This is a genomic window from Litoreibacter halocynthiae, from assembly GCF_004365635.1.
In the GTDB taxonomy this organism is placed as follows: Bacteria; Pseudomonadota; Alphaproteobacteria; order Rhodobacterales; family Rhodobacteraceae; genus Litoreibacter; species Litoreibacter halocynthiae.
Genome location: NZ_SOBH01000002.1, coordinates 98,163 through 121,407, shown reverse-complemented (window position 1 = coordinate 121,407; position 23,245 = coordinate 98,163). Strand labels below are relative to the sequence as shown.

Annotated in this window: 23 protein-coding genes; 11 read left to right on the top strand and 12 right to left on the bottom strand. The window is 58.1% G+C overall.

Translation table 11 applies throughout. The features are described 5' to 3' along the window. The first annotated feature begins 73 nt into the window (after positions 1 to 73). The gene (locus BDE40_RS07780; protein ID WP_134013951.1) at positions 74 to 811 is read left to right on the top strand and encodes a ribosome-binding factor A; all 738 of its coding nucleotides are present in this window, start codon (positions 74 to 76) and stop codon (positions 809 to 811) included. A 134-nt stretch (positions 812 to 945) separates the two neighbouring features. Here BDE40_RS07780 and BDE40_RS07775 read toward each other — a convergent pair whose 3' ends face one another. Further along, positions 946 to 1,155 carry a cold-shock protein gene (locus BDE40_RS07775; protein WP_021099906.1) on the bottom strand — a complete coding sequence of 70 codons (210 nt, stop codon included), beginning with the start codon at positions 1,153 to 1,155 and terminating at the stop codon, positions 946 to 948. A 286-nt stretch (positions 1,156 to 1,441) separates the two neighbouring features. Between BDE40_RS07775 and BDE40_RS07770 the strand changes: the two genes are divergently transcribed. Next, positions 1,442 to 1,750 (top strand): arsenate reductase family protein, encoded by a 309-nt coding sequence (locus BDE40_RS07770; RefSeq protein WP_134013950.1) that lies wholly within the window; start codon positions 1,442 to 1,444, stop codon positions 1,748 to 1,750. Here BDE40_RS07770 and thrS read toward each other — a convergent pair. The 4 genes from thrS to BDE40_RS07750 form a co-directional block, all read right to left on the bottom strand. After that, positions 1,743 to 3,689, bottom strand: a complete 1,947-nt coding sequence (gene thrS, locus BDE40_RS07765) for a threonine--tRNA ligase (protein ID WP_134013948.1) — start codon at positions 3,687 to 3,689, stop codon at positions 1,743 to 1,745. The two genes, BDE40_RS07770 and thrS, sit on opposite strands and share 8 nt — an antisense overlap. Before the next feature lie 88 nt (positions 3,690 to 3,777). Then, positions 3,778 to 4,866: an ABC transporter ATP-binding protein gene (locus BDE40_RS07760; protein WP_134013946.1), complete on the bottom strand. Its 1,089-nt coding sequence runs from the start codon at positions 4,864 to 4,866 to the stop codon at positions 3,778 to 3,780. Next, positions 4,863 to 5,663 (bottom strand): ABC transporter permease, encoded by an 801-nt coding sequence (locus tag BDE40_RS07755; protein ID WP_134013944.1) that lies wholly within the window; start codon positions 5,661 to 5,663, stop codon positions 4,863 to 4,865. The genes BDE40_RS07760 and BDE40_RS07755 overlap by 4 nt, the downstream gene beginning before the upstream one ends. Continuing rightward, positions 5,660 to 6,520, bottom strand: a complete 861-nt coding sequence (locus BDE40_RS07750) for an ABC transporter permease (RefSeq protein WP_134013942.1) — start codon at positions 6,518 to 6,520, stop codon at positions 5,660 to 5,662. Before BDE40_RS07750 ends, BDE40_RS07755 begins: the two co-directional genes overlap by 4 nt. Positions 6,521 to 6,677: 157 nt before the next feature. Here BDE40_RS07750 and BDE40_RS07745 point away from each other — a divergent pair, with 157 nt between their 5' ends. From BDE40_RS07745 to BDE40_RS07730, 4 genes are all read left to right on the top strand, one after another. Next, positions 6,678 to 7,418: an alpha/beta fold hydrolase gene (locus tag BDE40_RS07745; RefSeq protein WP_134013940.1), complete on the top strand. Its 741-nt coding sequence runs from the start codon at positions 6,678 to 6,680 to the stop codon at positions 7,416 to 7,418. Next, positions 7,418 to 8,398: an alpha/beta hydrolase gene (locus BDE40_RS07740; protein WP_134013939.1), complete on the top strand. Its 981-nt coding sequence runs from the start codon at positions 7,418 to 7,420 to the stop codon at positions 8,396 to 8,398. The genes BDE40_RS07745 and BDE40_RS07740 overlap by 1 nt, the downstream gene beginning before the upstream one ends. 108 nt (positions 8,399 to 8,506) lie before the next feature. Further along, positions 8,507 to 9,148, top strand: coding sequence for a hypothetical protein (locus tag BDE40_RS07735; protein ID WP_134014711.1), 642 nt, complete (start codon positions 8,507 to 8,509; stop codon positions 9,146 to 9,148). A gap of 241 nt (positions 9,149 to 9,389) precedes the next feature. After that, positions 9,390 to 10,085 carry an alpha/beta fold hydrolase gene (locus BDE40_RS07730; protein ID WP_134013937.1) on the top strand — a complete coding sequence of 232 codons (696 nt, stop codon included), beginning with the start codon at positions 9,390 to 9,392 and terminating at the stop codon, positions 10,083 to 10,085. On the opposite strand, the gene phaZ is transcribed toward BDE40_RS07730, so the two are convergent. Further along, positions 10,082 to 11,374, bottom strand: a complete 1,293-nt coding sequence (gene phaZ / locus BDE40_RS07725; RefSeq protein WP_134013935.1) for a polyhydroxyalkanoate depolymerase — start codon at positions 11,372 to 11,374, stop codon at positions 10,082 to 10,084. The two genes, BDE40_RS07730 and phaZ, sit on opposite strands and share 4 nt — an antisense overlap. A 113-nt stretch (positions 11,375 to 11,487) precedes the next feature. On the opposite strand from phaZ, the gene BDE40_RS07720 reads away from it, so the two are divergent. Together BDE40_RS07720 and BDE40_RS07715 are read left to right on the top strand one after the other, a co-directional pair. Next, positions 11,488 to 13,299 carry a PHA/PHB synthase family protein gene (locus BDE40_RS07720; protein ID WP_134013933.1) on the top strand — a complete coding sequence of 604 codons (1,812 nt, stop codon included), beginning with the start codon at positions 11,488 to 11,490 and terminating at the stop codon, positions 13,297 to 13,299. A 206-nt stretch (positions 13,300 to 13,505) separates the two neighbouring features. Continuing rightward, a complete protein-coding gene (locus BDE40_RS07715; protein WP_134013931.1) occupies positions 13,506 to 13,955 on the top strand; it encodes a phasin, PhaP in 450 nt (149 codons plus the stop codon). Between the two features lie 100 nt (positions 13,956 to 14,055). Here BDE40_RS07715 and BDE40_RS07710 read toward each other — a convergent pair whose 3' ends face one another. Then, positions 14,056 to 14,655, bottom strand: a complete 600-nt coding sequence (locus BDE40_RS07710) for a hypothetical protein (RefSeq protein ID WP_134013930.1) — start codon at positions 14,653 to 14,655, stop codon at positions 14,056 to 14,058. Between the two features lie 176 nt (positions 14,656 to 14,831). On the opposite strand from BDE40_RS07710, the gene phaR reads away from it, so the two are divergent. Further along, positions 14,832 to 15,398 (top strand): polyhydroxyalkanoate synthesis repressor PhaR, encoded by a 567-nt coding sequence (phaR, locus tag BDE40_RS07705; protein WP_246030388.1) that lies wholly within the window; start codon positions 14,832 to 14,834, stop codon positions 15,396 to 15,398. Positions 15,399 to 15,469: 71 nt separating this feature from the next. Next, positions 15,470 to 16,117 carry a PAQR family membrane homeostasis protein TrhA gene (gene trhA, locus BDE40_RS07700; RefSeq protein WP_134013928.1) on the top strand — a complete coding sequence of 216 codons (648 nt, stop codon included), beginning with the start codon at positions 15,470 to 15,472 and terminating at the stop codon, positions 16,115 to 16,117. Here trhA and BDE40_RS07695 read toward each other — a convergent pair. Then, positions 16,114 to 17,496, bottom strand: a complete 1,383-nt coding sequence (locus BDE40_RS07695; RefSeq protein ID WP_134013926.1) for an aminotransferase — start codon at positions 17,494 to 17,496, stop codon at positions 16,114 to 16,116. The two genes, trhA and BDE40_RS07695, sit on opposite strands and share 4 nt — an antisense overlap. 91 nt (positions 17,497 to 17,587) lie before the next feature. Between BDE40_RS07695 and BDE40_RS07690 the strand changes: the two genes are divergently transcribed. Then, a complete protein-coding gene (locus BDE40_RS07690) occupies positions 17,588 to 18,556 on the top strand; it encodes a LysR family transcriptional regulator (RefSeq protein WP_134013924.1) in 969 nt (322 codons plus the stop codon). On the opposite strand, the gene BDE40_RS07685 is transcribed toward BDE40_RS07690, so the two are convergent. The 4 genes from BDE40_RS07685 to BDE40_RS07670 all read right to left on the bottom strand — a co-directional run bounded on the left by BDE40_RS07685 (position 18,553) and on the right by BDE40_RS07670 (position 23,173). Then, a complete protein-coding gene (locus BDE40_RS07685; RefSeq protein ID WP_246030387.1) occupies positions 18,553 to 19,737 on the bottom strand; it encodes a DegT/DnrJ/EryC1/StrS family aminotransferase in 1,185 nt (394 codons plus the stop codon). The genes BDE40_RS07690 and BDE40_RS07685 overlap by 4 nt on opposite strands. Before the next feature lie 70 nt (positions 19,738 to 19,807). Further along, positions 19,808 to 21,103: an NAD(P)/FAD-dependent oxidoreductase gene (locus BDE40_RS07680; protein ID WP_134013923.1), complete on the bottom strand. Its 1,296-nt coding sequence runs from the start codon at positions 21,101 to 21,103 to the stop codon at positions 19,808 to 19,810. Continuing rightward, positions 21,100 to 22,482: a glutamine synthetase family protein gene (locus BDE40_RS07675; protein ID WP_134013922.1), complete on the bottom strand. Its 1,383-nt coding sequence runs from the start codon at positions 22,480 to 22,482 to the stop codon at positions 21,100 to 21,102. Before BDE40_RS07675 ends, BDE40_RS07680 begins: the two co-directional genes overlap by 4 nt. Beyond that, the gene (locus BDE40_RS07670) at positions 22,472 to 23,173 is read right to left on the bottom strand and encodes a type 1 glutamine amidotransferase (RefSeq protein ID WP_134013921.1); all 702 of its coding nucleotides are present in this window, start codon (positions 23,171 to 23,173) and stop codon (positions 22,472 to 22,474) included. Before BDE40_RS07670 ends, BDE40_RS07675 begins: the two co-directional genes overlap by 11 nt. Between the last annotated feature and the right edge of the window lie 72 nt (positions 23,174 to 23,245).

Sequence of the window (23,245 nt, the reverse complement as noted above, 5' to 3'; positions counted from 1 at the left end):
TGACATTCCTGAATTGCACAGGGGTGACATTATCGCTTTGCTGCTACACGAAGTATGCAAGAGAACTGGCGTTATGTTTATAATCGGCGCAACACCAAATAGTGACGTTGTCAGAATCCAAGCTGCACTCAACAGGTTTTATCGACCGAAAGATGTTCAAATCGGAGGAGAGTTCGTAGGTCTCAGCGTGCACCTTGATCTGTTTTTCAAAGTAAGCGTTCCAATCGCATACGGGACCGTCAAGCTAGATCTTGCGTCACTGACAGACGCGACCGAGATGCAACTCCAACGCCTTCGCGGAAATTCAAAAGAAGAGGTAGAGTTCTTTAAAGCAGTTTGTGACGTGCTCGATATTGGAGCGTGTCTAGCACCGTGGAACGGATTTAAGAAGCCGGATGGCGAGGCGGGCAAGTACTTTGATATGGCGGCATTCCACAACCAAGCGGCCGCAGCGACTGCGCTAGGCGCCTATGACTTGCGTGGGAGTGTACAGTCTGCACTTATTTGTTCCGAACTAGCAGTCAAGTCTGCACTATTGGTGTCGGGAGAAAGCGAAGATTTTTTGAGAAATGAAATCGGCCATGACTTGACCAAGTCGATTGTCCATCTCGACAAGACCGGCAATTATGACATTAAATTAATAAGTGAAGCCTTACAAAAATTGCCACATTTTGTTCGTAGCCGATATGAAGAGAGGGCGTGGACGCGAATTCAAGTAAGGGACGTTCTAATCTCTGCCCAGAGTGTTTTGGCAGAAGTTGCGCGAGGATTTTCGAAAAAATCTATTTGGAAAGAAATTAACGGATCGTAATCCGACCCAAAACCATGCCCGACAAAAATCCGACGTTTTGCCGACGCTTTGCAGACAGCCCCCAAACCTTAACGCCAGAACGCGCAAAGCCCGCCGGTGGGGCGGGCTTTAGTCGTTTCTTAACAGTCTAGGGCTTAGTCTAGCGCAACCAAATCGCCAGCGGATGCGCGGCCGTCGCGGCCTTCGATCATCTCGTACTGAATCTTCTGGTCGTCGCGCAGGCCGGTCAGACCGGCGCGCTCGACCGCGGAAATATGGACGAAGACGTCCTTGCCGCCATCGTCAGGTGCAATAAAGCCGAAGCCTTTGGTGGTGTTGAACCATTTTACGGTGCCAGTGGCCATTCCGTGTCTCCTTCTAGTCTCCGCCCGCGGTATGCGGCGGGGTGGTGCAGCAGTGTCTTCAAGTTGGGCGCGTGCATCCGTAGAAGTAGGCCGAAACGTAAAGTCTGTCTCACAATCAATAGATTAGGCATGCTTTTTGAAACTTCAATAACAGAAGTTAATGCCCCCATTTTCGGCGGAGTTACGTAAGGTAAGTCTTTGATCCTCAAGCATTTCGCGTGGGCGAATTCTGGACAATTTTTGTGACAAACCCCATAAAACTAAAGGAATCAGAAGGGAAAACCGCATGAAGCTCTACGGCATCAAGACCTGCGACACCTGCCGCAAAGCGCTCAAAGCCCTGCCAAATGCACAGTTCATCGACGTCCGCGCCACGCCTTTGGACCGCGCCGAGTTGCAGCGGTTTCTGGATACGTTCGGGGCCGATCTGATCAACACCCGCTCCACCACATGGCGCGGCATGTCCGACGCCGAGCGCGCCGCCGACCCGCTGGACCAACTCACCGCGCACCCCACATTGATGAAGCGCCCCGTGATTGATAACGGGGCGCTTTATTTAGGCTGGAACAAGGACTTAGAGGAAACCCTTACGTAAGATCAGGTGGGCAGGCCTCGGCCTTGAGGTCTGCAATCAGCCCGTCCGTCGCCACGACGGAAGTTTGCTTTTCGCCCAGACGGCGCAACGTGACCGTGCCGTCCTCGACCTCTTTCTTACCGACTGCAAGGATAACCGGAACCTTGCCGACCGAGTGCTCGCGCACCTTGTAGTTGATCTTCTCGTTTCGAATATCCGCCTCGGCACGGATGCCCGCGGCTTTCAGTTTTTCAACAGTTTCAAGCACATAAGCGTCCGCATCCGACACGATGGAGGCCACAACCACCTGACGCGGCGCCAGCCAGAAGGGCAGCTTGCCCGCATGTTCCTCGATCAAAATCCCAATGAACCGCTCGAATGAGCCGAGAGTTGCGCGGTGCAACATCACCGGACGGTGCTTGTTGCCGTCCTCGCCGATATAGTTCGCATCAAGGCGTTCGGGCAGCACAAAATCCACCTGATGCGTCCCACACTGCCAGTCCCGCCCGATGGCGTCGGTTAACACAAACTCAAGCTTTGGCCCGTAGAAAGCACCTTCACCGGGGTTTAGTTCCGGCTCGATCCCGGCGGCGCGGGTGGCCGACAGCAACGCGGCTTCGGCCTTGTCCCAAACCTCGTCGCTGCCAGCGCGGGTGTCGGGGCGGTCGGAAAACTTAACGCTGAACTTCTCGAACCCGAGATCTTTGTAAACATTTGACAAAAATTCGATGAAGATCGCAGTTTCGTCCTCGATCTGGTCCTCGCGGCAGAAGATGTGGCCATCGTCTTGGGTAAAGCCGCGCACCCGCATGATGCCGTGCAACGCGCCGGAGGGCTCGTAGCGCGCACAGGACCCGAACTCGGCCATGCGCAAGGGCAGGTCGCGATAGGATTTCAGGCCTTGGTTATACACCTGCACGTGGCAGGGGCAGTTCATCGGTTTCAACGCATTAACCGTCTTCTCGCGGGCGTGGTCTTCGTCCACTTCAACCACGAACATGTGCTCTTGGTATTTCTCCCAGTGGCCGGACGCCTCCCACAGCCTGCGGTCGACGACCTGTGGCGTGTTAACCTCGACGTAACCACCTTTGCGCTGCATCCGGCGCATGTAGTCCTGCAACTCGGTGTAGATGGTCCAGCCGTTGGGGTGCCAGAATACCTGTCCGGGGGCCTCTTCCTGCATATGGTAGAGGTCCATTTCGCGGCCTAGCTTGCGGTGGTCGCGCTTCTCGGCTTCCTCAAGGAAGTGCAGGTATTCCTTCAGCTTTTCCTTGTTCTGGAACGCGACACCATAGATGCGTTGCAACTGCGCGCGGTCGCTGTCCCCGCGCCAGTAAGCACCGGCGATGGACATGAGTTTCCACGCATCCCCAGGCACTTGGCCGGTGTTCTGCAAGTGCGGACCGCGGCACAAATCCTGCCAGTCGCCGTGCCAATACATACGCAAAGGCTCGTCGCCGGGGATGCTGTCGATCAGCTCCACTTTGTAAGGCTCGCCGGAATCCTTGTAGTGCTGCACCGCGCGGTCGCGGTCCCAGACCTCGGTGCGCACGTCGTCGCGCTTGTTGATGATCTCGCGCATCTTCTTTTCGATAGCGGCAAGATCTTCCGGCACGAATGGCTCCGCGCGGTCGAAGTCGTAATACCAGCCGTCCTTGATCACGGGGCCGATGGTAACCTGCACGTCAGGCCACAGTTCTTGCACCGCGCGGGCCATGATGTGGGCCAGATCGTGGCGGATCAGCTCCAACGCGGGGGCCTCGTCCTTCATCGTGTTTATCGCGATGGAGGCGTCAGCGTCGATCGGCCATTGCAGATCGTGATGCTGGCCGTTCACGGTGGCGGAAATGGCCTTCTTGGCCAGCGACGACGCGATGGAAGCGGCGACCTCGGCAGGGGTTACGCCCGCGTCATAGTCGCGCGAATTGCCGTCAGGAAATGTCAGGGAGATTGAGGCCATTATATAGGCTCCTCGTCAGTTTGGCGCCCACGGAACGCCCGGTTGCGGGTTATGTGTAGGGGGTAAATGGCGGCCTAAAGCGCGAAGGTCAAGCGGCGAAGATCACCAGCGACCGCTCGTCCCACTGAACCCGTGTTTTTGTGCCACGCTCCAGCACGGGGCGGGAGATCAGGTTCTTCATGGAAATGGTGACGGGCGTTGACGAGCCTTCCAGCGTGACCTCGTAATAGGTCATGTCGCCGTAATAGGCGAGGTCTTGAACGGTGGCATCTGCCACGCGGCCTGAGGTTTTTTGCCCCTCGAACAGGATTGACAAGGCCTCCGGGCGCAGGCCCACCACATCGGCAGAGGCGCGTGCGCCTTCGGGGAACTGGTCGATTCCGATTTCAGCCGCGCCAAGCCCTTCGACATCGAAACTGATGGTTTTCTCGGAGGTGCCGGTTTGCTTGGCCTCCAGGAAATTCATCACGCCGATGAACTCTCCCACGCGGCGGGTGGCGGGGCGGCGGTAGAGTTCCTGCGGCGAGGCCATTTGTGCGATTTCGCCTTCAAACATCACGGCGATACGGTCGGACATGATCAGCGCTTCTTCCTGGTCGTGGGTGACGAGAATGAAGGTGATGCCCACTTGGCGTTGCAAGCGGCGCAGCTCGGATTGCATCTGCTCGCGCATCTTCTTGTCGAGCGCGGAGAGCGGCTCGTCCAGCAGCAGCACCTTGGGCTTCAAGACCAGCGCGCGGGCGAGCGCCACCCGTTGCCTTTGCCCGCCCGACAGCGCATGCGCCGCGCGGTCGCCGTAGCCTGCGAGGCCAACCATCTCCAAGGCTTCGGCGGCAGCCTTTGCCATGTCATCCTTTGACAACCCCTTCTTCCGCAACCCAAAGGCCACGTTTTGACCGACGGTCAAATGCGGGAAGATGGCATAGCTTTGGAACACCATATTGGTCGGGCGCTTGTTCGCAGGCACGCGGGCCATATCGGCGCCGTCAAGGAGCAATACCCCCTCGGACACGCCCTCGAACCCTGCAATCACCCGCAGCAGCGTGGTCTTGCCGCAGCCGGAGGGGCCGAGCAAGGAGAAGAACTCGCCCTGCTTTATCTCGAGGTCGATGCCGCGCAGCGCGTGGTAATCGCCATAGTATTTCTGAATGCCGGAAAGCGAAATGATGGAGCTCACAAGAACCCTCCACTGTCTTTAGCGCCGGTGCGGCGGATGCCCCGGCGGCGGAAATATTCGGCGACGCTGAGCAGCACCAGAGAGGCCACGATCAACAACGTCCCTAGGGCCATGACCGACGGCAGGCGTTTGGGGAAGCGCAGTTGCGACCAGATATAGACGGGCAGGGTCGGGTCCGCGCCGGTCAGGAAGAAGGCGATGATGAACTCGTCCATGGATATGGTGAAGGCGATCAGGAACGACGCCACGATTCCGGGTGTGACCAGTGGCAAGATGATCTTGCTAAACGCGCCCCAGCGGGTTTCGCCCAGATCGACGGCGGCTTCCTCCAGCGACTGGTCGAGCCCTTGGAAGGACGACGACAGGATGGCGATGGCGAAGGGCGTGCAGATCAGGGTGTGGCCCATGATGACCGTCCACGAGGTCAGCGAGAAGCCCAGCTGCATCAGGACCACTAGCAGGGAGACGGCCACGATGATCTCTGGCAGGACCAAGGGCAACATGATCGCGCCCATGATCGGGGCTTTGAACGGGAAGCGGTAACGTGTGGAGGCGCGAGCGGCGCAGATGCCAAGGATCGTGGACAAGGTGGCCGACACGATCCCGATGAATAGCGAGTTCTTCAGTGCGCCGTGCAGGGCGCTGATGCCTGCCAGCTCTTTAAACCATTGGGTGGTGAACCCTTGCAGCGGGAAGGCGATGACCGTGGCGTCGTTGAACGAGAACACAGGCAGCAGCAGCACCGGCAGGTACAAGAAAACCAAATAGACGATGGCATAAACGCGTAGCCAGTTCATTTGAGGAACCTCCTGTTGGCGAACAGGAAGATCAACGAGATCAGCGTCACGGCCCCCATGGCCAGCACCGATAGTGCGGCCCCCATGGGCGCGTTATTCAGTTTCAGGAACTGGGTCTGGATCATATTGGCGATCATCAACCCGTCCGGCCCGCCCACAAGGCGCGGGGTGACGTAGTCACCGATGGTCGGGATGAACACGATCAGGGTGGCGGCCACGACGCCGGGCATGGCGAGCGGCAGTGTCACGCGGAAGAAGGTGCGCGCGGTGCCTTCGCCCAAATCTTGCGAGGCCTCCAGCAGCGAACGGTCGATTTTCTCCAGCGCCACATAGATTGGCAGGATGGTAAACGGTGCGAACGCATGGGCCAGCGTGATCACCACGGCATTGGTGTTGTAGAGGATGAAGGTCAGCGGCTCGTCGATGATCCCCAACCCCAGCAGGCCCGAGTTCAGTACGCCGTTGAAACCAAGGATCACCTTCCACAGAAAAGCGCGCAGCAGGTAGCTGGTCCAGAACGGGATGGTGATCAGGAATATCCACAGCGCCTTGCGCTCCGGCGGGACGTGGAAGGACACGAAATAAGCGATGGGAAAGGCAAGAACGACTGTCACCACCGTCACCACGCCGGAAATCCATAACGAGCGCAGCAGGAATACACGGTAGATCGGGTCGGTGAAGGCCTCGCGGTAATTTTTGAGGGTTAAGGTGCGGTCAATGCTCAGAAAATCCTGCGACCAGAAGCTGAAGGCAAAGATCGTCGCCAAAGGCACGGCGAGCAGCAGCAGCACATATATGGCCGTCGGGCTGATCAGCGTCAGCCCGCGTTTCGCGTCAGTGTCAAAACGTGTAGAGATTTGTTTCGCGCCCCCAAGTCCGAGGTTTAGTTTACGGCAACGGCGGCGTGGAGCAAGAGGCTTTGCATAAGCGCTTTACAGACTTGCGCCGTCGCGTTTCGGTTGCAACCGCGTGCGGAGCCGCTAGCGTGGCCAAAACCTTATCTGAGGAGGGGGTATGCCCGACTATCTCGACACCGCCGCGGGCCGGCGCATTGCCTATCACAAAAGTGCAGGAACAGGCCCGGGTATAGTGTTTCTGGGTGGCTTCAAATCCGACATGGACGGCACGAAGGCCATCCATCTGGAAGCATGGGCCAAGGCCCAAGGTCGCGCCTTCTTGCGGTTCGACTACTCCGGGCATGGTCAATCGTCGGGGACTTTTACTGATGGGGCAATCGGAGACTGGGCCGAGGACGCGCAAGCCGCAATCGAAGCGCTGACCGAGGGGCCACAGGTCCTTGTCGGCTCGTCGATGGGAGGCTGGATTTCGCTGTTGATGGCCAAGCGCATCCCTGAACGCATCGCGGCACTGGTCACCATCGCTGCGGCACCGGACTTTACCGAAGACAGCATGTGGGGCGGCTTTTCGGACGCGCAAAAAACCGAACTTGAGGCCGGGCAGGTGGCCTTGCCGTCGGATTATGGCGAGCCCTATATTATCACCAAAAGGCTGATCAAAGACGGCCGCAACAATCTGGTGCTGCGCGCGCCGTTGCCACTGCCGTTTCCGGTGCGTTTCTTGCAAGGGACGGCTGACGCGGATGTGGAGATGTCCGTAGCGTTGCGTTTGCTGGACCATGCGGAGGGGCCAGATATGCGGCTGACGTTGTTGAAAGATGCGGATCACCGGTTCTCTGACCCGCAGGCGCTTGGGGTGATCGAAGCGGCTGTAATTGACGTGCTTGGGAGCGTGTGATGCAGGCATTCGGGAAATGGCTGGGGCGGTTTTTGCTTGCCCTGGTTCTGATCGGCGGGGCGATCTGGCTGTTTGTTCCGCGCGAGCCTGTCGATACGGTTATATCCTTTAACGACAGCGCGTTGGGCGATGACCTTGACGCTTATCTTGCGGCATCTGAAAGGGCATTTGACGACATCACCCAAGGCGTTGAAAAGCGGATCGTCTGGGCTGGAGACGTGGGTGCGAAGACGCAGCTATCCATCGTCTATATCCACGGCTTCTCTGCCACATCCGAGGAAATCCGCCCTGTACCGGACAACTTGGCATCAGCGCTGGGGGCAAACCTGTTTTTCACCCGCTTGGCGGGTCATGGGCGGGGCGGGTTGGCGATGGCTGAGCCTGTCGCGGGGGACTGGTTGGAAGACACCGCCGAGGCCCTCGCTATCGGGCGACGCCTTGGGGAGGAGGTGATCGTCATTGCGACCTCGACCGGTGGAACTGCAACGGCCATTGCCGCAACCGATTCGGCTTTGATGGAGAGAGTAAAGGGCATTGCGATGGTGTCGCCAAACTTCCGCGTCCGCTCACCCGCCTCTGTTATTCTGGAATGGCCCTTGGCGCGCAGCTGGACGGCGCTTGTTGCAGGCGCCGAACGCAGCTTCGCCCCGCAAAATGACGCCCATGGCAAATACTGGACGACGCTCTACCCGACCACAGCTCTGATCCCGATGGCCGCTTTGGTCAAATACGCCCGCGATGCGGATTACTCCAAGGTAACGACGCCGGTTTTGTTCGTGTTTTCGGACGAAGACGGTGTTGTCTCAGCGGAAACGACGCGTGCAATCTCGACCAAGTGGGGCGGGCCGGTGACCTTGGCACCGCGTGAGATGGGCGAGGGGGATGATCCGTTCAATCACGTGATTGCCGGAGATATCCTGAGCCCGGGTCAGACTGATGAAACTGTGGCGCTTATGAAATCCTGGATAGAGGGGTTGTAGGATATGGGTCACCGGGTGTCTTTCGTCATGTTTGGAGTGGTCGAAATCGACTGTGCCGCTGCCTCCGGCGGGAATATTTGAGCCAAGATGAAACGCAAGCCCGCCTCCATGTGGTCGCTAGAGACATTGGGGCGGGAGCGTTTGTCCAAGTATTTCTTCATGCGGGAGTTTCTGTATTCGGAGATTGGCAATTTCCATAAAATTCAAAACATCCCCGAAAATGTGGAACTGACGCTTGAGGTGGGCCGTGCCTTTTGTCGCGACCTTCTAGATCCGCTGCATGAAACTTTCGGCTGTGTCACCATACGTTCCGGCTACCGTTCGCCGGAGTTGAACCGTTTTGGCAACGAGAACAAGCTGAACTGCGCGCGCAATGACTATCCCGGAGAATGCCATATCTGGGACTGTTCGGCCTCGTCGCCGATAGGCGGGGCGACCATCGTGATCCCCTGGTTTGCGGATCAGTACGCGCGGGGACGTGACTGGCGGGATCTGGCCTATTGGATTCACGATCATCTGCCCTATTCGGAGCAGTGGTATTTCCCGAAGCTTGCAGCCTTCAACCTGACATGGGAAGCCACGCCCCGCCGCACGATTTCCAGCTATATCGCGCCGCGTGGCAAATTGTTGGTGGCGGGTGCCGAACCGGACGAAGACCGATCCGCGCGGGTGGCCCGATACGCGGATTTCCCGCGTTTTCGCGGAATTGCGCAACCCGAGATTCCTGAGAGATGGAGTGCCTGTTGCTAACATGCCGTGATTGGCAATTGCATCACGCCGCGGTTTGGCAGACAAGTTGAGACAGCTAGGGAGAGCTGGATGACATGTAAAAAACGCTGCCAATTGGGGTGGTCCAATGGGCTTTTGGCTTTCAAAATCGAACGGTTTTCGAATCTTAAGCTTGTAAAAATGCCCTATAATTTTCTTTTTCCTACATTTTCGAGCAACCTTGCCATTTGCGGGCCGGATATGGCCATTCAGGGAGGATATCATGCCTGAACCCCTTGTCTTTTTGCCGGGAATGATGTGTGACGGGCGGCTCTATGGCCCCCAGATCAAGGCACTCGGGCGGGATCGGGCGATCCATCTCGCACCAATCTGCGCGCATGAAACAGTCGAGGCTCTGGCGACCGAGGTTCTTGCGAGCGCCCCCCCGACCTTCGCCTTGGCGGGGTTGTCCATGGGTGGGATCGTAGCGATGGAGGTGGTGCGGCGCGCACCGACCCGCGTCACACGGCTTGCTTTGATGGATACCAACGCGCTGGCCGAAACTCCGGCCTATGCCGCCGCGCGCGAGCCGCAGATCGCGCGGGTGATGGCCGGGTCACTGGTCGAAGTGATGCGCGAGGAAATGAAACCTGACTATCTTGCCCCTGGTGCCGGGCGGCAGGCGGTTCTGGATCTGGTGATGGATATGGCGCTGGATATGGGGGAGGGGGTGTTTTTGCGGCAATCGCGGGCGCTGCAACGCCGGCCCGACCAGCAGAATGTCCTGCGCAAGCTGAAGATACCGACGCTGATTTTATGCGGTGAGCATGACCGGCTGTGCCCTGTGGCCCGCCATCAATTCATGGCGGACCTAATTTTCAGGGCAACATTGGTTGTCGTGCCGGATGCCGGACATTTGCCGACGCTGGAGCAGCCCGAGGCGGTCAATGCCGCCTTGAAGCAGTGGCTTGCCGCCTAGGCGTTCTTTTTCTTAAGCACAGCGACGTTGCTTTTGGTCCGCTTGGCGGGCTTGGGCGCGTCCGAGTTCTCGTCGATGAAGTCCAGAACAAGCGGGCGGATGTTGTTGCGCCAGCTTTTACCGGCAAAAATACCATAGTGACCCGCGCCTGGCTCGACGTGAGAGGCCTTCTTGCTGTCGGGTAAACCAGTACAAAGGTCTAATGCTGCAATGCACTGACCGGGGGCCGAAATGTCGTCCTCTGCGCCCTCGACCGACTTCACAGCCACCGAAGTGATCTTCCCGAGGTCCACGGTTTTGCCATTTACGGTGAACCGATTCTCGGCAATTTCGCGGCCTTTGAAGATGCGTTCGACGGTCGAAAGATAGAACTCTGCGGTCATGTCCATGACAGCCAGATACTCGTCGTAGAACTTATTGTGTTTCGCTTGCGCGCCGATGTCGTCTCGCGACACCGCCATGATGTGCTCTTTGAAAGCACTGGCGTGACGATCTGAGTTCATTGAAATGAACGAGGACAATTGCAGCAGGCCCGGATAGACCATGCGGCCTACGCCATTGTACTTGAAACCGACACGCTGGATTGCAGTTTCTTCCAACTGCCCCATGGTGACGCGACGACCGAAGTCGGTGACGTCTGTCGCAGCGGCATCGGGGTCAATAGGGCCGCCAATCAGGGTCAAGGAACGCGGCTGCGCCTTTGGGTCTTCTTCGGCAAGATAGGCCGTCGCAGCCAAGGCAAGCGGGGCTGGCTGACACACTGCGATCAAATGCGTATCTGGACCCATTTCCTTCATGAAATCAACAATATAAAGCGTGTAGTCTTCAATGTCGAACTTGCCGGAACTAACCGGAATATCCCGGGCATTGTGCCAGTCTGTGATGTAGACTTCAGCCTCTGGCAGTAGGCTCACAACGGTAGAGCGTAGCAGCGTTGCGTAGTGGCCGGACATAGGGGCGACGAGCAGGATTTTGCGGTCTTTCAACGGGCGGTCCGTGACGTTGAAATGGATCAAATCGCCGAACGGTTTGGTTACGACATGCTCGATTTTCACAAGGTGATCGCGGCCATCTTCGCCTACAACCGAGGCGATATTCCAGGCAGGTTTCGTCACCATTCGCGCGAATGTGCGTTCGGTTACTTCACCCCAAGCGCCGAGCATTTTGAAAAACGGATTGGGGGCCAATGCCACCGCAGGATGGGCGCCAATAGCTTCCGCTGTTGCCCCCAACCACTGATTGGTAACGCGCATCGTTTCCATCAGGTCATAAGTTGCCATATACTTCACAGGAGGCTCCTTTCGAGCGTAAACTTGTCCCTACGTCAATTCGTCGCTTTGCCTCCCAAGCTAGCGGACGATACTTCGCAGGTGCAGCATCAAGGTATTGTGGAAAGCTTAAAATGACAACCAAAACTGACACACCGGACGATATTGCCGCGGCAGAGAAGCTTGAGCGCCTCAATGCGAATCTTTCCAAGATGGACGAGTTGTCCAAACGTTTGGTTGCGGCGATGGGCAAGAAAAAGTCCGCTGACCCGGGTTTGCAAGCCCCCGGCCAAGAGGTCTACATGCAAGCTGCCGCGGCCTATATGGCCGAAATGATGAACAACCCTTCCAAAATTCTTGAGCAACAAGTCAGTTATTGGGGGAAATCTTTAAAACACTATGTAGAGGCCCAGCAGCCCTTCGTGCATGGCAAGATTGCAGCCCCCGAGGACAAAGGGCCGACCGACCGCCGGTTCAAGTCGGAGCTTTGGGATACGCATCCCTATTTCAACTTCATCAAGCAGCAATACATGTATTCCTCGGCGGCGATCACCGACGCGATGCAGAATCTTGAAGGGCTGAGCGACCACGAAAAGGGCAGGGTCTCGTTCTTTGCCCAGCAGATCGTCGACATGTTCGCGCCAACCAACTTTCTGGCAACCAATCCCGAAGCCTTGTCCAAAGCGGTCGAGACCGATGGGGCATCGCTGGTGCAGGGGTTGGAAAACCTCGTGCATGACATCGAGGCCAATGAGGGAGACCTGCTGGTCAGTCTGGCAGATGAGACCGCCTTCAAGGTGGGCGAGAACATTGCGGCGACCGAAGGCTCGGTCGTGTTCCGCAACCATATGTTCGAGCTTATCCAGTACAAACCCACCACGGAAAAGGTCCATGCGACCCCGATCGTGATCTTCCCGCCCTGGATCAACAAATTCTACGTCATGGACCTGAAGCCGCAGAACTCCTTGATCAAGTGGGTCGTCGATCAGGGGCATACCTTGTTTATCGTCTCTTGGGTCAATCCTGACGAAAGCTATGCCGATGTGGGCATCGACACCTATGTGGATGATGGCTATCTGACCGCGTTCGAGCAGGTGAAGAAAATCACCGGCCAGAAGCAGTTGAACGCCGTCGGTTACTGCATCGCAGGCACCACACTGTCGCTGGTCTTGGCTTTGATGAAGAAGCGCGGGGATAAGACGGTCAAATCCGCCACGTTCTTCACCATGCTGTCCGATTTTGAAGATCCCGGCGAGATGGGCGTTTTCCTAGAGGATGATTTCGTTGACGGGATCGAGCGTCAGGTGGCTGATAAGGGCTTCCTGCATTCCTTCTTCATGTCGCGCACCTTCTCTTACCTGCGGGCAAACGATCTGGTCTACGGCCCCGCAATCCGCAGCTACATGCTGGGGGAGGCGCCTCCGGCCTTTGACCTTCTTTATTGGAACGGCGACAGCACCAACCTGCCCGGGCGCTTTGTGGTCGAGTATCTGCGTGAGCTGTGTCAGGGCAACAAGCTGGCCAAAGGTACGATGGAACTGTCGGGCGAGACTTTGTCGCTGGCGGATATCGAGCTGCCGATCTGTGCTGTCGCGTGTGAAACGGATCACATCGCGGCCTGGCGGGGATCCTACGCGGGAATCAAGCAGTTCGGATCCGAGGACAAAACCTTCATTGTGTCTGAGTCGGGCCATGTCGCGGGCATCATCAACCCGCCATCGAAGAAAAAATATGGCCACTATACCAACAAAGACATGACCGGCACGCAAGATGACTGGTGGGCTGGCGCGACCTTCAATGAAGGCTCATGGTGGCCGCGCTGGGATGCGTGGTTGGCAGAGAAATCCTCCAAGATGGTACCAGCACGAGAGCCAGGAAGTGAGCAATTTCCGATACTTGGCCCAGCTCCGGGGACATATGTTAAGGTGAAATCCAACAAGGGTTAGGCTACCTGAAGGCCCTTACTGCTAAGGCGCGGACGCGAGAAATCGCTCCGCGCCTTGTCCGTTTTAGGGGTGGTTTTCGAGGGGAGAGAAAATTTATGCTGCAGTGCAGAAAGTACTTGCAATGCCGCAGTGCAGCACGTACATATGCTGCAGACGCAAACAAAACATCGGGCCGCAATTGGCCCACATAACTGGAGACCATGACCATGGCTAACAAAACACAAGACTTCACAAAAGTATTCTCCGACATGGCAGCTGCCTTCCCGGTAGACATGTCCGCTTACAACGAAGCAGTTAAAAACTCTGCTGCTCTGGGCGAAAAAATGTCCAAAGTTGCATTGGACGCAGCAGCGACTTCCGCTGACCTGTCTTCCAAATGGACCAAAGAAACTCTGGCAAAAATGTCCGGCGTGACTAAAGCCCAAGCAGAGCCTGCTGACTACGCAAAAGCCGCTTCCGACTTCGCTTCTGCAGCTGCTGAAACTTCCGCTGAGCACATGGCTGCTTTCGCTGAAGTTGCGAAAAAAGTGCAAATGGAAACTGTTGAGCTGCTGATGGCTGCTGGCAAAGACATCCAGGAAGACACTTCGGCTGCTGTTAAAAAAGCAACAGACGAACTGGCTGCTTCCGCTAAAAAAGCTGCTAAAGTAGCTTAAGCTTAAGTACTAAAACACTGGCGCTTATCCTCCCTAAAGCGCACAGATTTATGGGGTGGGCCTTGTGCCCACCCCTTTTTATTGCGCGATAGGGAAGGGGCTAGGCTTTGCTGTTGCGTCCCAGAAGTTTCTTCGCGGTCACGAACATCACCAATGCCAGCGTAAGCAAACCCACCGGTTGGTTCGGGTTGTAGCCTTCGATAGATTCCATCGGACCGCTCGCCTTGCTGATCTGGGCTGTCAGCGTCTGGGTCTGCTGCTGGGTCAGCACGATATCATCACCGCCTTCGGTAATTGCTTTCAGAGCGGATTTGACCCCGTTCATGATTGCCACTTCGTCGCTGACAGGGGTGGTGGCCGCGTTGATCAAATCGGCGATCTTGTTCAGCAGGGCCAGCAAATCTTTCCGCAGACGGCTCATATTGCCCATCTGGCTGGCATAGCTTTGTTTGACTTCGTAATTGCCGTGCTTCTTCAAGCTGCTGCCATGCGATTTGTTCAGCAGACCTTCCTTGGAACGTACGGCCTTTTGCATCGCCGCAGCACTTCCACGCCATTGGTCAATCTTGCGGGCAAGATCAGCATGGGCCGCCGTTCCGGCTTTCATTGGCTCGGTGCGTCCGAGGAGTTTGGTCAGTTCGACATCAACCTCGGCAGACAGTCTGCGGATCGCGATAACTTGGCCTTCATAATTCACCATGAGGCATGTCCTTCTAAAATGTGTTGGTCTTAAAATACATCGACGGGGCGAGGATTGCGCAGTTTATGGCTGCATTGCAAGGCCGATGAGCACTTGGCGGCAAGTTCCGCGCCCCCTTTCTTTTCTTCTGCACCTGCGCTAGCGTTTTTCTGCGCTGCAATATTGGGAGATATTTCGTGGGTAAGGCTGACTTGAAACCGTTGTTGATTAAACGATATGCCTCTCGGCGGCTCTATAATACCGAGACCAGCGATTATGTGACGCTCGACGATATTTCCGGCTTCATCAAAGAAGGCCGCGATGTTCAGATTATTGATTTGAAATCAGGCGACGACCTGACCCGCCAATACCTGCTGCAAATCATTGCCGACAATGAAAGCAAAGGCGAAAACGTGTTGCCGATCAATGTGTTGACTGACCTTGTGCGCAGCTACACTACCAATGCTCAAAGCATGGTTCCCGACTTCCTCGCTGCCAGCTTCGAGATGCTGCGCGAAGGCCAAAGCAAGATGGTCGAGCGTATCGCCAGCCCGATGAACGCGGTTCCGGGATTCGAGCAGATCAAGGCGCAGCAAGAGGCGTTCATGAAGTCCATGATGGGTGGTTGGACCGGTCCTGGCTCTGACGAATACGCCGAAACCGAGTCTGGTACCAAAGCCAAGAAAGAAGACACGTCAGAGCTTGATGCGATCAAGAAACAGCTTGCTGACATGCAGGCGGCCGTCGCAAAAATGGGCAAATAGCCAAGGTGACGTCACGGAAGTTTCCGTGGCGGTTGCATCGAAATGTTAAGTTTTGGGTCTATGATTGCAGCATGGCTGATCCTGACACCCCATATCCAGACTATTCCCGTGCCGAGAAATTCGCCGACGGGCTGGTCCATGCGCTCGGATTGGGTGCGTCGCTGATCGGGATCGTGTTGTTTCTAGCCTACCGCTGGGACCATATAACGACAGGCCAGCTTGTGGCGCTGTGCGTCTACTGGGTTGGCTTGATTGCCATGTTCACCGTTTCAGGTGCCTATCACATGACCCCGTGGGAGCATCTGCGCACCCATCTGCGCCGCGCTGATCACGCGACGATCTTTCTAAAAATCGCAGGAACATATACGCCGTTCGTCGTTACCATCGGGACCGCCTTCGGCTATGTGGTGCTGGCGATCGTCTGGGCCTTGGCGTTGTTCGGGGCGATTACCAAGCTGTTCCGGTGGTCCGCTCCGGGTCGCTGGAACGCGGCCCTCTATGTGGGCTTGGGCTGGATCAGCGTTGCGTTGATGTGGTCGGTCTTCGAGACCTCGCCGGCCGCGGGATGGTGTGCGGCGTCCGGCGGCATTCTTTACACCGCCGGAATCTTGTTCTTCAAATGGGAAAGCCTGCGCTTCTCCAACGCCATCTGGCACGGTTTTGTCGTCGCGGCCTCCGGCTGTTTCTTCATGGCCGTCAGCTTGGCGGTTTCGGCCTAAACGACCTCTTCAAACACCTTGTTTAATGCTGCCTCCAGCTTCTGGAACATCTCGTCCATCTGCGGCTCGATCATGACAAAGGCAGGGCACAACACCACGGCCTGACCCAGAGGGCGACAGATCAAACCGTGATCAGTGCAAGTATTTGCAATCCGTTCCGACACGCTCAAATCGCCATCGAATGGCGTTTTGGTGGCCTTATCCTTAACGGCCTCCAAGGCCCCCATCAGACCTTTGCCACGGGCTTCCCCGATATGAGGGTGCTTCGCCAAACGGGCCATTTCGGCTTCGAATTTCGGGGTCAGCGCGCGGACATTGTCGATCAGCGGTGCGGCCCCGTCGGAGCCTTCCATAATCACCTCGATCGCCTTCAAGGCAACCGCGCAGCCGACGGGATGGCCGGAGGCGGTGAAGCCATGCGGGAATTCTTCGACCTCCTCGACTGCCGCTTGCAGTCGGTCGGCCAACTCTGGGCCAAGGATCACTGCGCCCATCGGGAAGTAGCCTGCGGTCAGGTTCTTGGACGAGATAATCGCGTCCGGTATGAAGTCATACGCCTGACAGCCCCAATCCGATCCCGTGCGCCCGAAGCCGGTGATCACCTCGTCTGCTACCAATGGGATACCGTGTTTTTTCAGAATAAGGGCGACAGTTTTGAAATAGCCTTCGGAAGGCGGGATCACGCCACCAGCGCCCATCACAGGTTCCGCCACGAAAGCCGCGATTGTATCAGCACCTTCGCGCTCGATCACGTCTTCCAATTCCTTGCCCATACGTGCGGTGAACTCGGCTTCGGTCTCGCCTTTGCGGCCTTCACGCCAATAATGTGGGCAGGTCAGGTGGATGAAGCCGTCCAACGGCAGCCCAAAGACCTCGTTATATGGCTTGCCTGTCATCGAGGCCGCGACCGCAGTCACCCCGTGATATCCGTTCTTGCGCGTCAGGATTTTGCGCCGCTCTGGCTTGCCCTCGGAGCGGCCCAGAAACCATAGCATCTTGACCATCGTGTCATTCGCCTCGGAGCCGGAGTTGGTGTAGAACACCTTGCCGCGCTTGAAGGGCGAGACTTCGATCAGCTTCTCGGACAGCATGACAGTTTGATCCGACATCCGCCCGAACAGAGAGTGGTAACCCGGGAAGCGATCATATTGCGCCTTCGCGGCCTCGGCCATGCCCTTGTGGTCAAACCCCGCGACCATGTTCCAAAGGCCGGAATTCGAGTCGAGATATTTGCGCCCATGCACGTCGACGACATAAGGGCCTTCGCCATGGGTCAGCACCACCGTGCCACGCTCCGCAATCGAGGGCAGGTCGGTAAAGCCGTAGAAGGAATGGGCGTCCGCGCGGGCCTCCCAAGAGTTAGGGCTATCGTCACGCATGTGTCTGGTCTCCGGTTTGAGTTGGGGGTAGCTTACGCTTGGTGCGAGACCTCGGCAATCGGGATTAGCGCCTGTGTGCTAAGGATTTCATATGGTCGACACACCGGGAAAAATAACTTTGTGGCAGATAGAAATCTTCGTCGCTGCCGCCGAAGAGCCATCCATTACCGCCGCCGCGCGCAGGTTGGGGTCCAGCCCGTCCGCAGTCAGCCAACAGTTGTCCAATCTTGAAGCCGCCCTTGGCGCGCGCCTGCTGACACGGACCGAGCGCCCGATGCCGCTGACCCAAGCCGGAGAGTTGTTCCTGCGCCGCGCACAGACCATTCTGCACGAGGCCGCGCTGGCCACGTCGGAGCTGACCCTGAAAGACCTCTCCGCCCGCATGCGCCTGCGCCTCGGCGTGATCGAGGATTTCGATGCCGACGTGACGCCCGCGCTGCTGACACGGCTGGCCGAACAAATGCCCAAAGCGCAATTCTTGCTGGAAACCGGCGCGTCGCATCGCCTGCTGGACCAGCTCGAAGCCCGCGCTCTGGATATGGCCGTGGCCGCCGAACCCAGTGATTTGCCGCCTTCCTACGAAGTCCACCCGCTGATGGAGGATCCGTTCGTTGTGGTCACCCCGCGCCGCATGGTGCGCGAGAGCGACGATCTGATGGCAAGCCTCAGGGCCAACCCTTTGATCCTCTACACCTCGCGCCATGTGATGGGCCGTCAGATCGCCTCGCACCTCTCACGGGTCAAGCTGCACGCCTCGCACCGGTTCGAGTTGGATAGCTATCACGCGATCATGGCCATGGTCGCACGCGGTGAGGGGTGGACCATCCTGACCCCGCTCGGCGTGATGCGGGCCAAACGCTTCATCGACCGCGTCGATGTGTTCGAGCCACCGTTCGAGCCGCTGTCGCGCCGCATCTCCTTGATGGCGCGGGAAGGGGCCACTCAAGACATTCCCGCCCGCGTTGCCGCCGAAATGCGTCCGCTGTTCCAGCGCGACATCGTCGAATACTGCACCCATAAGATGCCGTGGCTCAAAGATAAAATGCGGGTGTTGAGCTAGCCGCGCACGTCTTGCGCCGCAGCGATCAGGGCGTCGGCAATGTAGTCCAGTTCCTCACGGGCCAATCGCGCGGGCAGGCGGGTGTCGCAGGCCTTCGCCAGCATGGCGCGGGTCTTGGGCAAGTCCGGTACCTCGCCAGGGATGAATTGCCAATTCCAGAAGGCGCGGGCGTTGTTGTCGGACAGCCCGAACACCTGCGTGCTGACCCCGCGCGCTTGGGTTGCGTCCATGAAGGCGCGGGCCTGTGCTTCGGAAAAGTCATTCAGGTTGAACTGGATCGAATCCGGCGCTCGCAGCTCCGGCTCCAGTGGGGCGGGAACGGTGAAGAAGCCACTCGCCTCAAGACGGGTCGCCACATAGTCGTGGTTGCTGCGGCCGTCCGTCACGCGCCGCGCAAGTTCCGGCAGTTGAGGCCGGATCACGCAGGCGCTGAGGTTCTGCATGCGCAAATTATACAGCGGCAGTTTGTTCTGCCACTTCGCCGCTTCCTCACCCACGATGGCATGTTTTGACCAATTTTGCTCATACGCGCCGGACATGATGACGGCGCGGGCCACCAGTTCCGCGTCGTCGGTGATCATGATGCCACCTTCACCCGCGTTAATCATCTTGTAGCTTTGGAACGAGAAGCAGCCGATCTTGCCAAGCGTGCCGATATTCTGACCGTTCCATGTGGTGCCAAGCGAGTGCGCGGCGTCTTCGATCACGGGCAATCCGTGCTGGTCCGCCAGTCGCAAAATCGCATCCATGTCGGATGTGTGGCCCCGCATGTGGCTGATCAGGACCGCGTCGGCATCGACAATCTTGCGTTTCAGATCTTCCAGATCGACGCGGTAATTGTCACCGACTTCGACCAGAACCGGCAGACAATCCGCATGAACCACCGCAGATGGCACGGCGGCGAAGGTAAAGGCAGGGATCAATACCTTGGCGTCGCGGGGCAGATCCAGCGCTTTCAGCGCAAGGAACAAAGCGGCGGAACACGACGACACCGCCAGCGCGTATTTGGCCCCCAGAAGGGCTGCGAACTCTTGCTCCAGCAAAGTGACGGGGGAATTTTCCGACGCGGTGTAGCGGAACAAATCGCCCGAGCGCATCAGCGCGTCGATCGCCGCGCGGGCGGCTTCGGGGATCGGCTCTGCGTCATAGGTGTTCGGGGCTTCCATCGGGAGATCACGCATTACAGCTTCGCTTTTCCAAAAATGAACCTTCAGGAAATCTGTAATCTAATTTTTGAAGATCGGAAAGGCGCTATATTCCCAACCTGTCGCGGGTGGCATACCACGTCATCGCAAGCGCCAGCAGCGGGGAGCGCAGCGCCGCGCCGCCGGGGAATCGTCCCGTGGGGAGCTGTGCCAACCGCTCAAACCCGTCCGTGTCGCCGCGCACCGCATCCGCCAGAACCTTGCCCGTGAACCCCGCCAAGGCGACGCCGTGGCCGGAATATCCCGCCGCCGCCAGCACGCCGGATTGCGGGCAGGAGATGTGGGGCAGGCGGGACATGGTAATCGCCAGCGTGCCGCCCCACGCGTGGGTGATCTCTATGCCTTTGAACTGTGGGAACACCTGCTCCATTGGCTTGCGCACGACAGCGGTGATGTCTTTAGGGAAACGGTAACCATAGCTCTCGCCGCCGCCGAACAGCAGCCGGTTGTCCTCGCTCAAGCGGTAGTAGTTCACCACAAACTTGCTGTCGGACACGGCAATGTCGCGGCGCAAGACGTCCGCCACGCGGTCACCCAAGGGGGCAGTGGCGGCGATGAAGTTGTTGATCGGCATGACGCGGGCGGCGGTCGGACGGCTCAGGCCGGTGCCATAGCCGTTGGTGGCTTGAATGACGTGCGCCGCGTTAACCTGTCCGTAATCGCAGCGCACGGTGGTGCCTTTGATCTCATGCGCGCGGGTGGTCTCGAAGATGTGCACGCCCGCCGCCACACAGGCCCGCGCCAACCCCAAAGCATAGCGCAAAGGGTGCAGATGCCCCGCGCCGTGATCCAGCGTGCCGCCCTGATACGAAGGCGCGCGGAGGATGTCGTAAAGCGCGTCCCGCGACAGCGTCTCGATCTGGTCGTAGCCGTAATGTTCGGCCAGATAGTCCGCCTCCGCGTGGTCGTCGCGTGTCTCGCTGGCATGCCAGTTGGCGTGCGCAATGCCCGATGTGAAGCGGGCCTCAGCCGCATGGGTGGCGCAGAGGTTCTTGGTCAGCGCCATGGCCTCCTGTGACATCTCCCAAAGCTTGTGTGCATCTTCGCGCCCTGCAATCCTTTCAAGAGCTTGCTGGGACTTATTAAAGCCGGATTGTACCTGACCACCATTGCGCCCCGACGCCCCGAAGCCCACCCGTTGGGCGTCGATCAGGACCACGTCCAACCCCGCTTGCGCGGCGTGCAGCGCGGCGGACAAACCGGTGTAGCCGCCGCCAATTACGCATAGATCGGTGCGGGTTTCGCCGCGCAACGGTGCGAACGGGTCCAGAAGGTCGGCGGTTTCGGCGTACCAGCCGTCCGGATAGCTGCCCCGTCGGTCGTTGGCGTCCAGCAGGTTCATACGTTGGTAAGCAAATGCTCGCGCTCCCAAGGGGAGATCACTTGCAGGAATTCGTCATATTCGGCGGTTTTCACGATGTCGTAAACACGGGTAAAATCAGGATGAAGAACTTTATGTATCTCTTTGGCATTACGTAATAATTCCAATGCCGAGAACAGATCTCGCGGGATTTCCCCTTCGCCTTGATAGGCGTCGCCTTTGAATTCCTTGGTCGGGCGTTTGCGTTGCTTGAGCCCCAGATAGCCGCAGGCCAAGGACGCGGCGATGCCCAGATACGGGTTGCAATCCATGCCCGCCAAGCGGTTCTCCACACGGCGCGACGCGGCGTCTGAGACCGGTACGCGAATACCGGTGGTGCGGTTGTCGCGGCCCCATTCCAGATTGATCGGGGCGGCGTGGTCTTTGACGTAGCGCCGGTAGCTGTTCACGTAAGGAGCGATCAGAGCGATGACCGAAGGCATGTGGTTTTGCAGCCCTGCAATGAAGTGGTAGAACGCATCCGTCTCCGCCCCGCGCGCTCCGGTGAAAATGTTTGCGCCGGTTTTGGTATCCACGACCGAGTGGTGCACATGCATCGCACTGCCCGGTTCGCCCTCGATCGGTTTTGCCATAAAGGTGGCAAAGCAGTCGTGGCGCAGGGCGGCCTCGCGGATCAGGCGTTTGAAATAGAATATCTCGTCCGCCAGCTTCACCGGATCGCCGTGGCGCAGGTTGATTTCCAACTGTCCCGCACCGCCTTCTTGCGTGATGCCGTCAATCTCGAAGCCCATATCCTCGGCGAAATCGTAAATGTCGTCGATCACGGGGCCGAACTCGTCCACGGCGCTCATGGAATAAGCCTGACGGGCGGCGGCAGGGCGGCCCGAGCGGCCCATCATCGGAGCGATTTCTTCCGCCGGATTGATGTTGCGGGCGACAAGGAAGAACTCCATCTCGGGGGCTACGACCGGCTCCCAACCTTCCTTGCGGTACAGGTCCACCACGCGTTTCAATACGTTGCGGGGCGCGAAGGCGATCGGCTCGCCAGCTTGGTCAAAGGCGTCATGGATCACTTGCAAGGTCCAGTCGCCGGTCCAAGGCGCGGCGCAGGCGGTGCTCATGTCCGGCTTCAGCACCATATCCGGCTCTGTGAAGCCGCCTTCGCCTGCGGCCTCGCCCCAGCCACCTGTGATGGTCTGGAAATATATCGAGTTGGGGAGGAAGAACTGCGATTGCCGGGCAAACTTGGAGGCAGGTACCGCCTTTCCCCGTGCAATGCCGGGCAGGTCGGAGACCACGCATTCGACCTCATCCAAGCGGTGCCCTTTCAGGTATTCGGCGGCCGCTTCGGGCAGGTGCTCCATCCAATCGACATCTTTGACTTTGGGTTTAGCTGGCATTGGCGACCTCTCGGGGTTGCTTGAAAAATTCGGCGATCTTGGCGCCGAGGACGTGGTTATCCGTGCCTTGGGCCGCGTTTTTAGCGGCGCTCACCATGATGTCATCGGGGTAGTCGGCGCTGCCTTTGCGCAGGCGGACATATTCAGCGATGATCGGCCCGCCGAATTCCGGATGTGGCTGGACGGTATAGGCGCGGGTGTCGTAGACCAGCGCCGCATTCTCGCAGAAATCGTTGGAGGCGACGGTTTTAGCCCCGTCGGGCAGCCGCAGCACCTGATCCTGGTGCCAAGCGTTTAGCTTCACGGGGCCGAGGTCGTCGAAATTGTAATCGGTGAGGCCGATGGCCCAGCCGCCGTTGAATTTCTCGACATGGCCGCCAAGAGCCTGCGCGATGATCTGGTGGCCAAAGCAGATGCCGACTATCGGCACATGCGCGGCAAAGGCTTGCCGGATGAAGGTTTCCAGCAGCGGGATGAAGGCGTGATCCTCATAGGCGCCGTGGCGCGATCCGGTCAGCAGCCAGCCATCGCAATCGTGGATATTGGCAGGGAACTGAAGATGCTCCACATCGTAATCCTCGAAAGTGAAGTCATGGCCGTCGAGCAGGGCGTGAAACATGCCGGGGTAATCCCCGAACTTTTCTGCCACTTCGGGGGCTGCGTGACCGCAGGTTAGTATGCCGATTTTCATCTGTGCCTCTTTGAGCGTGTCTTTGGTGAGGCTATCCGAGCGTTTTGAAGCTGGATAGGGGGGCTATGCCTT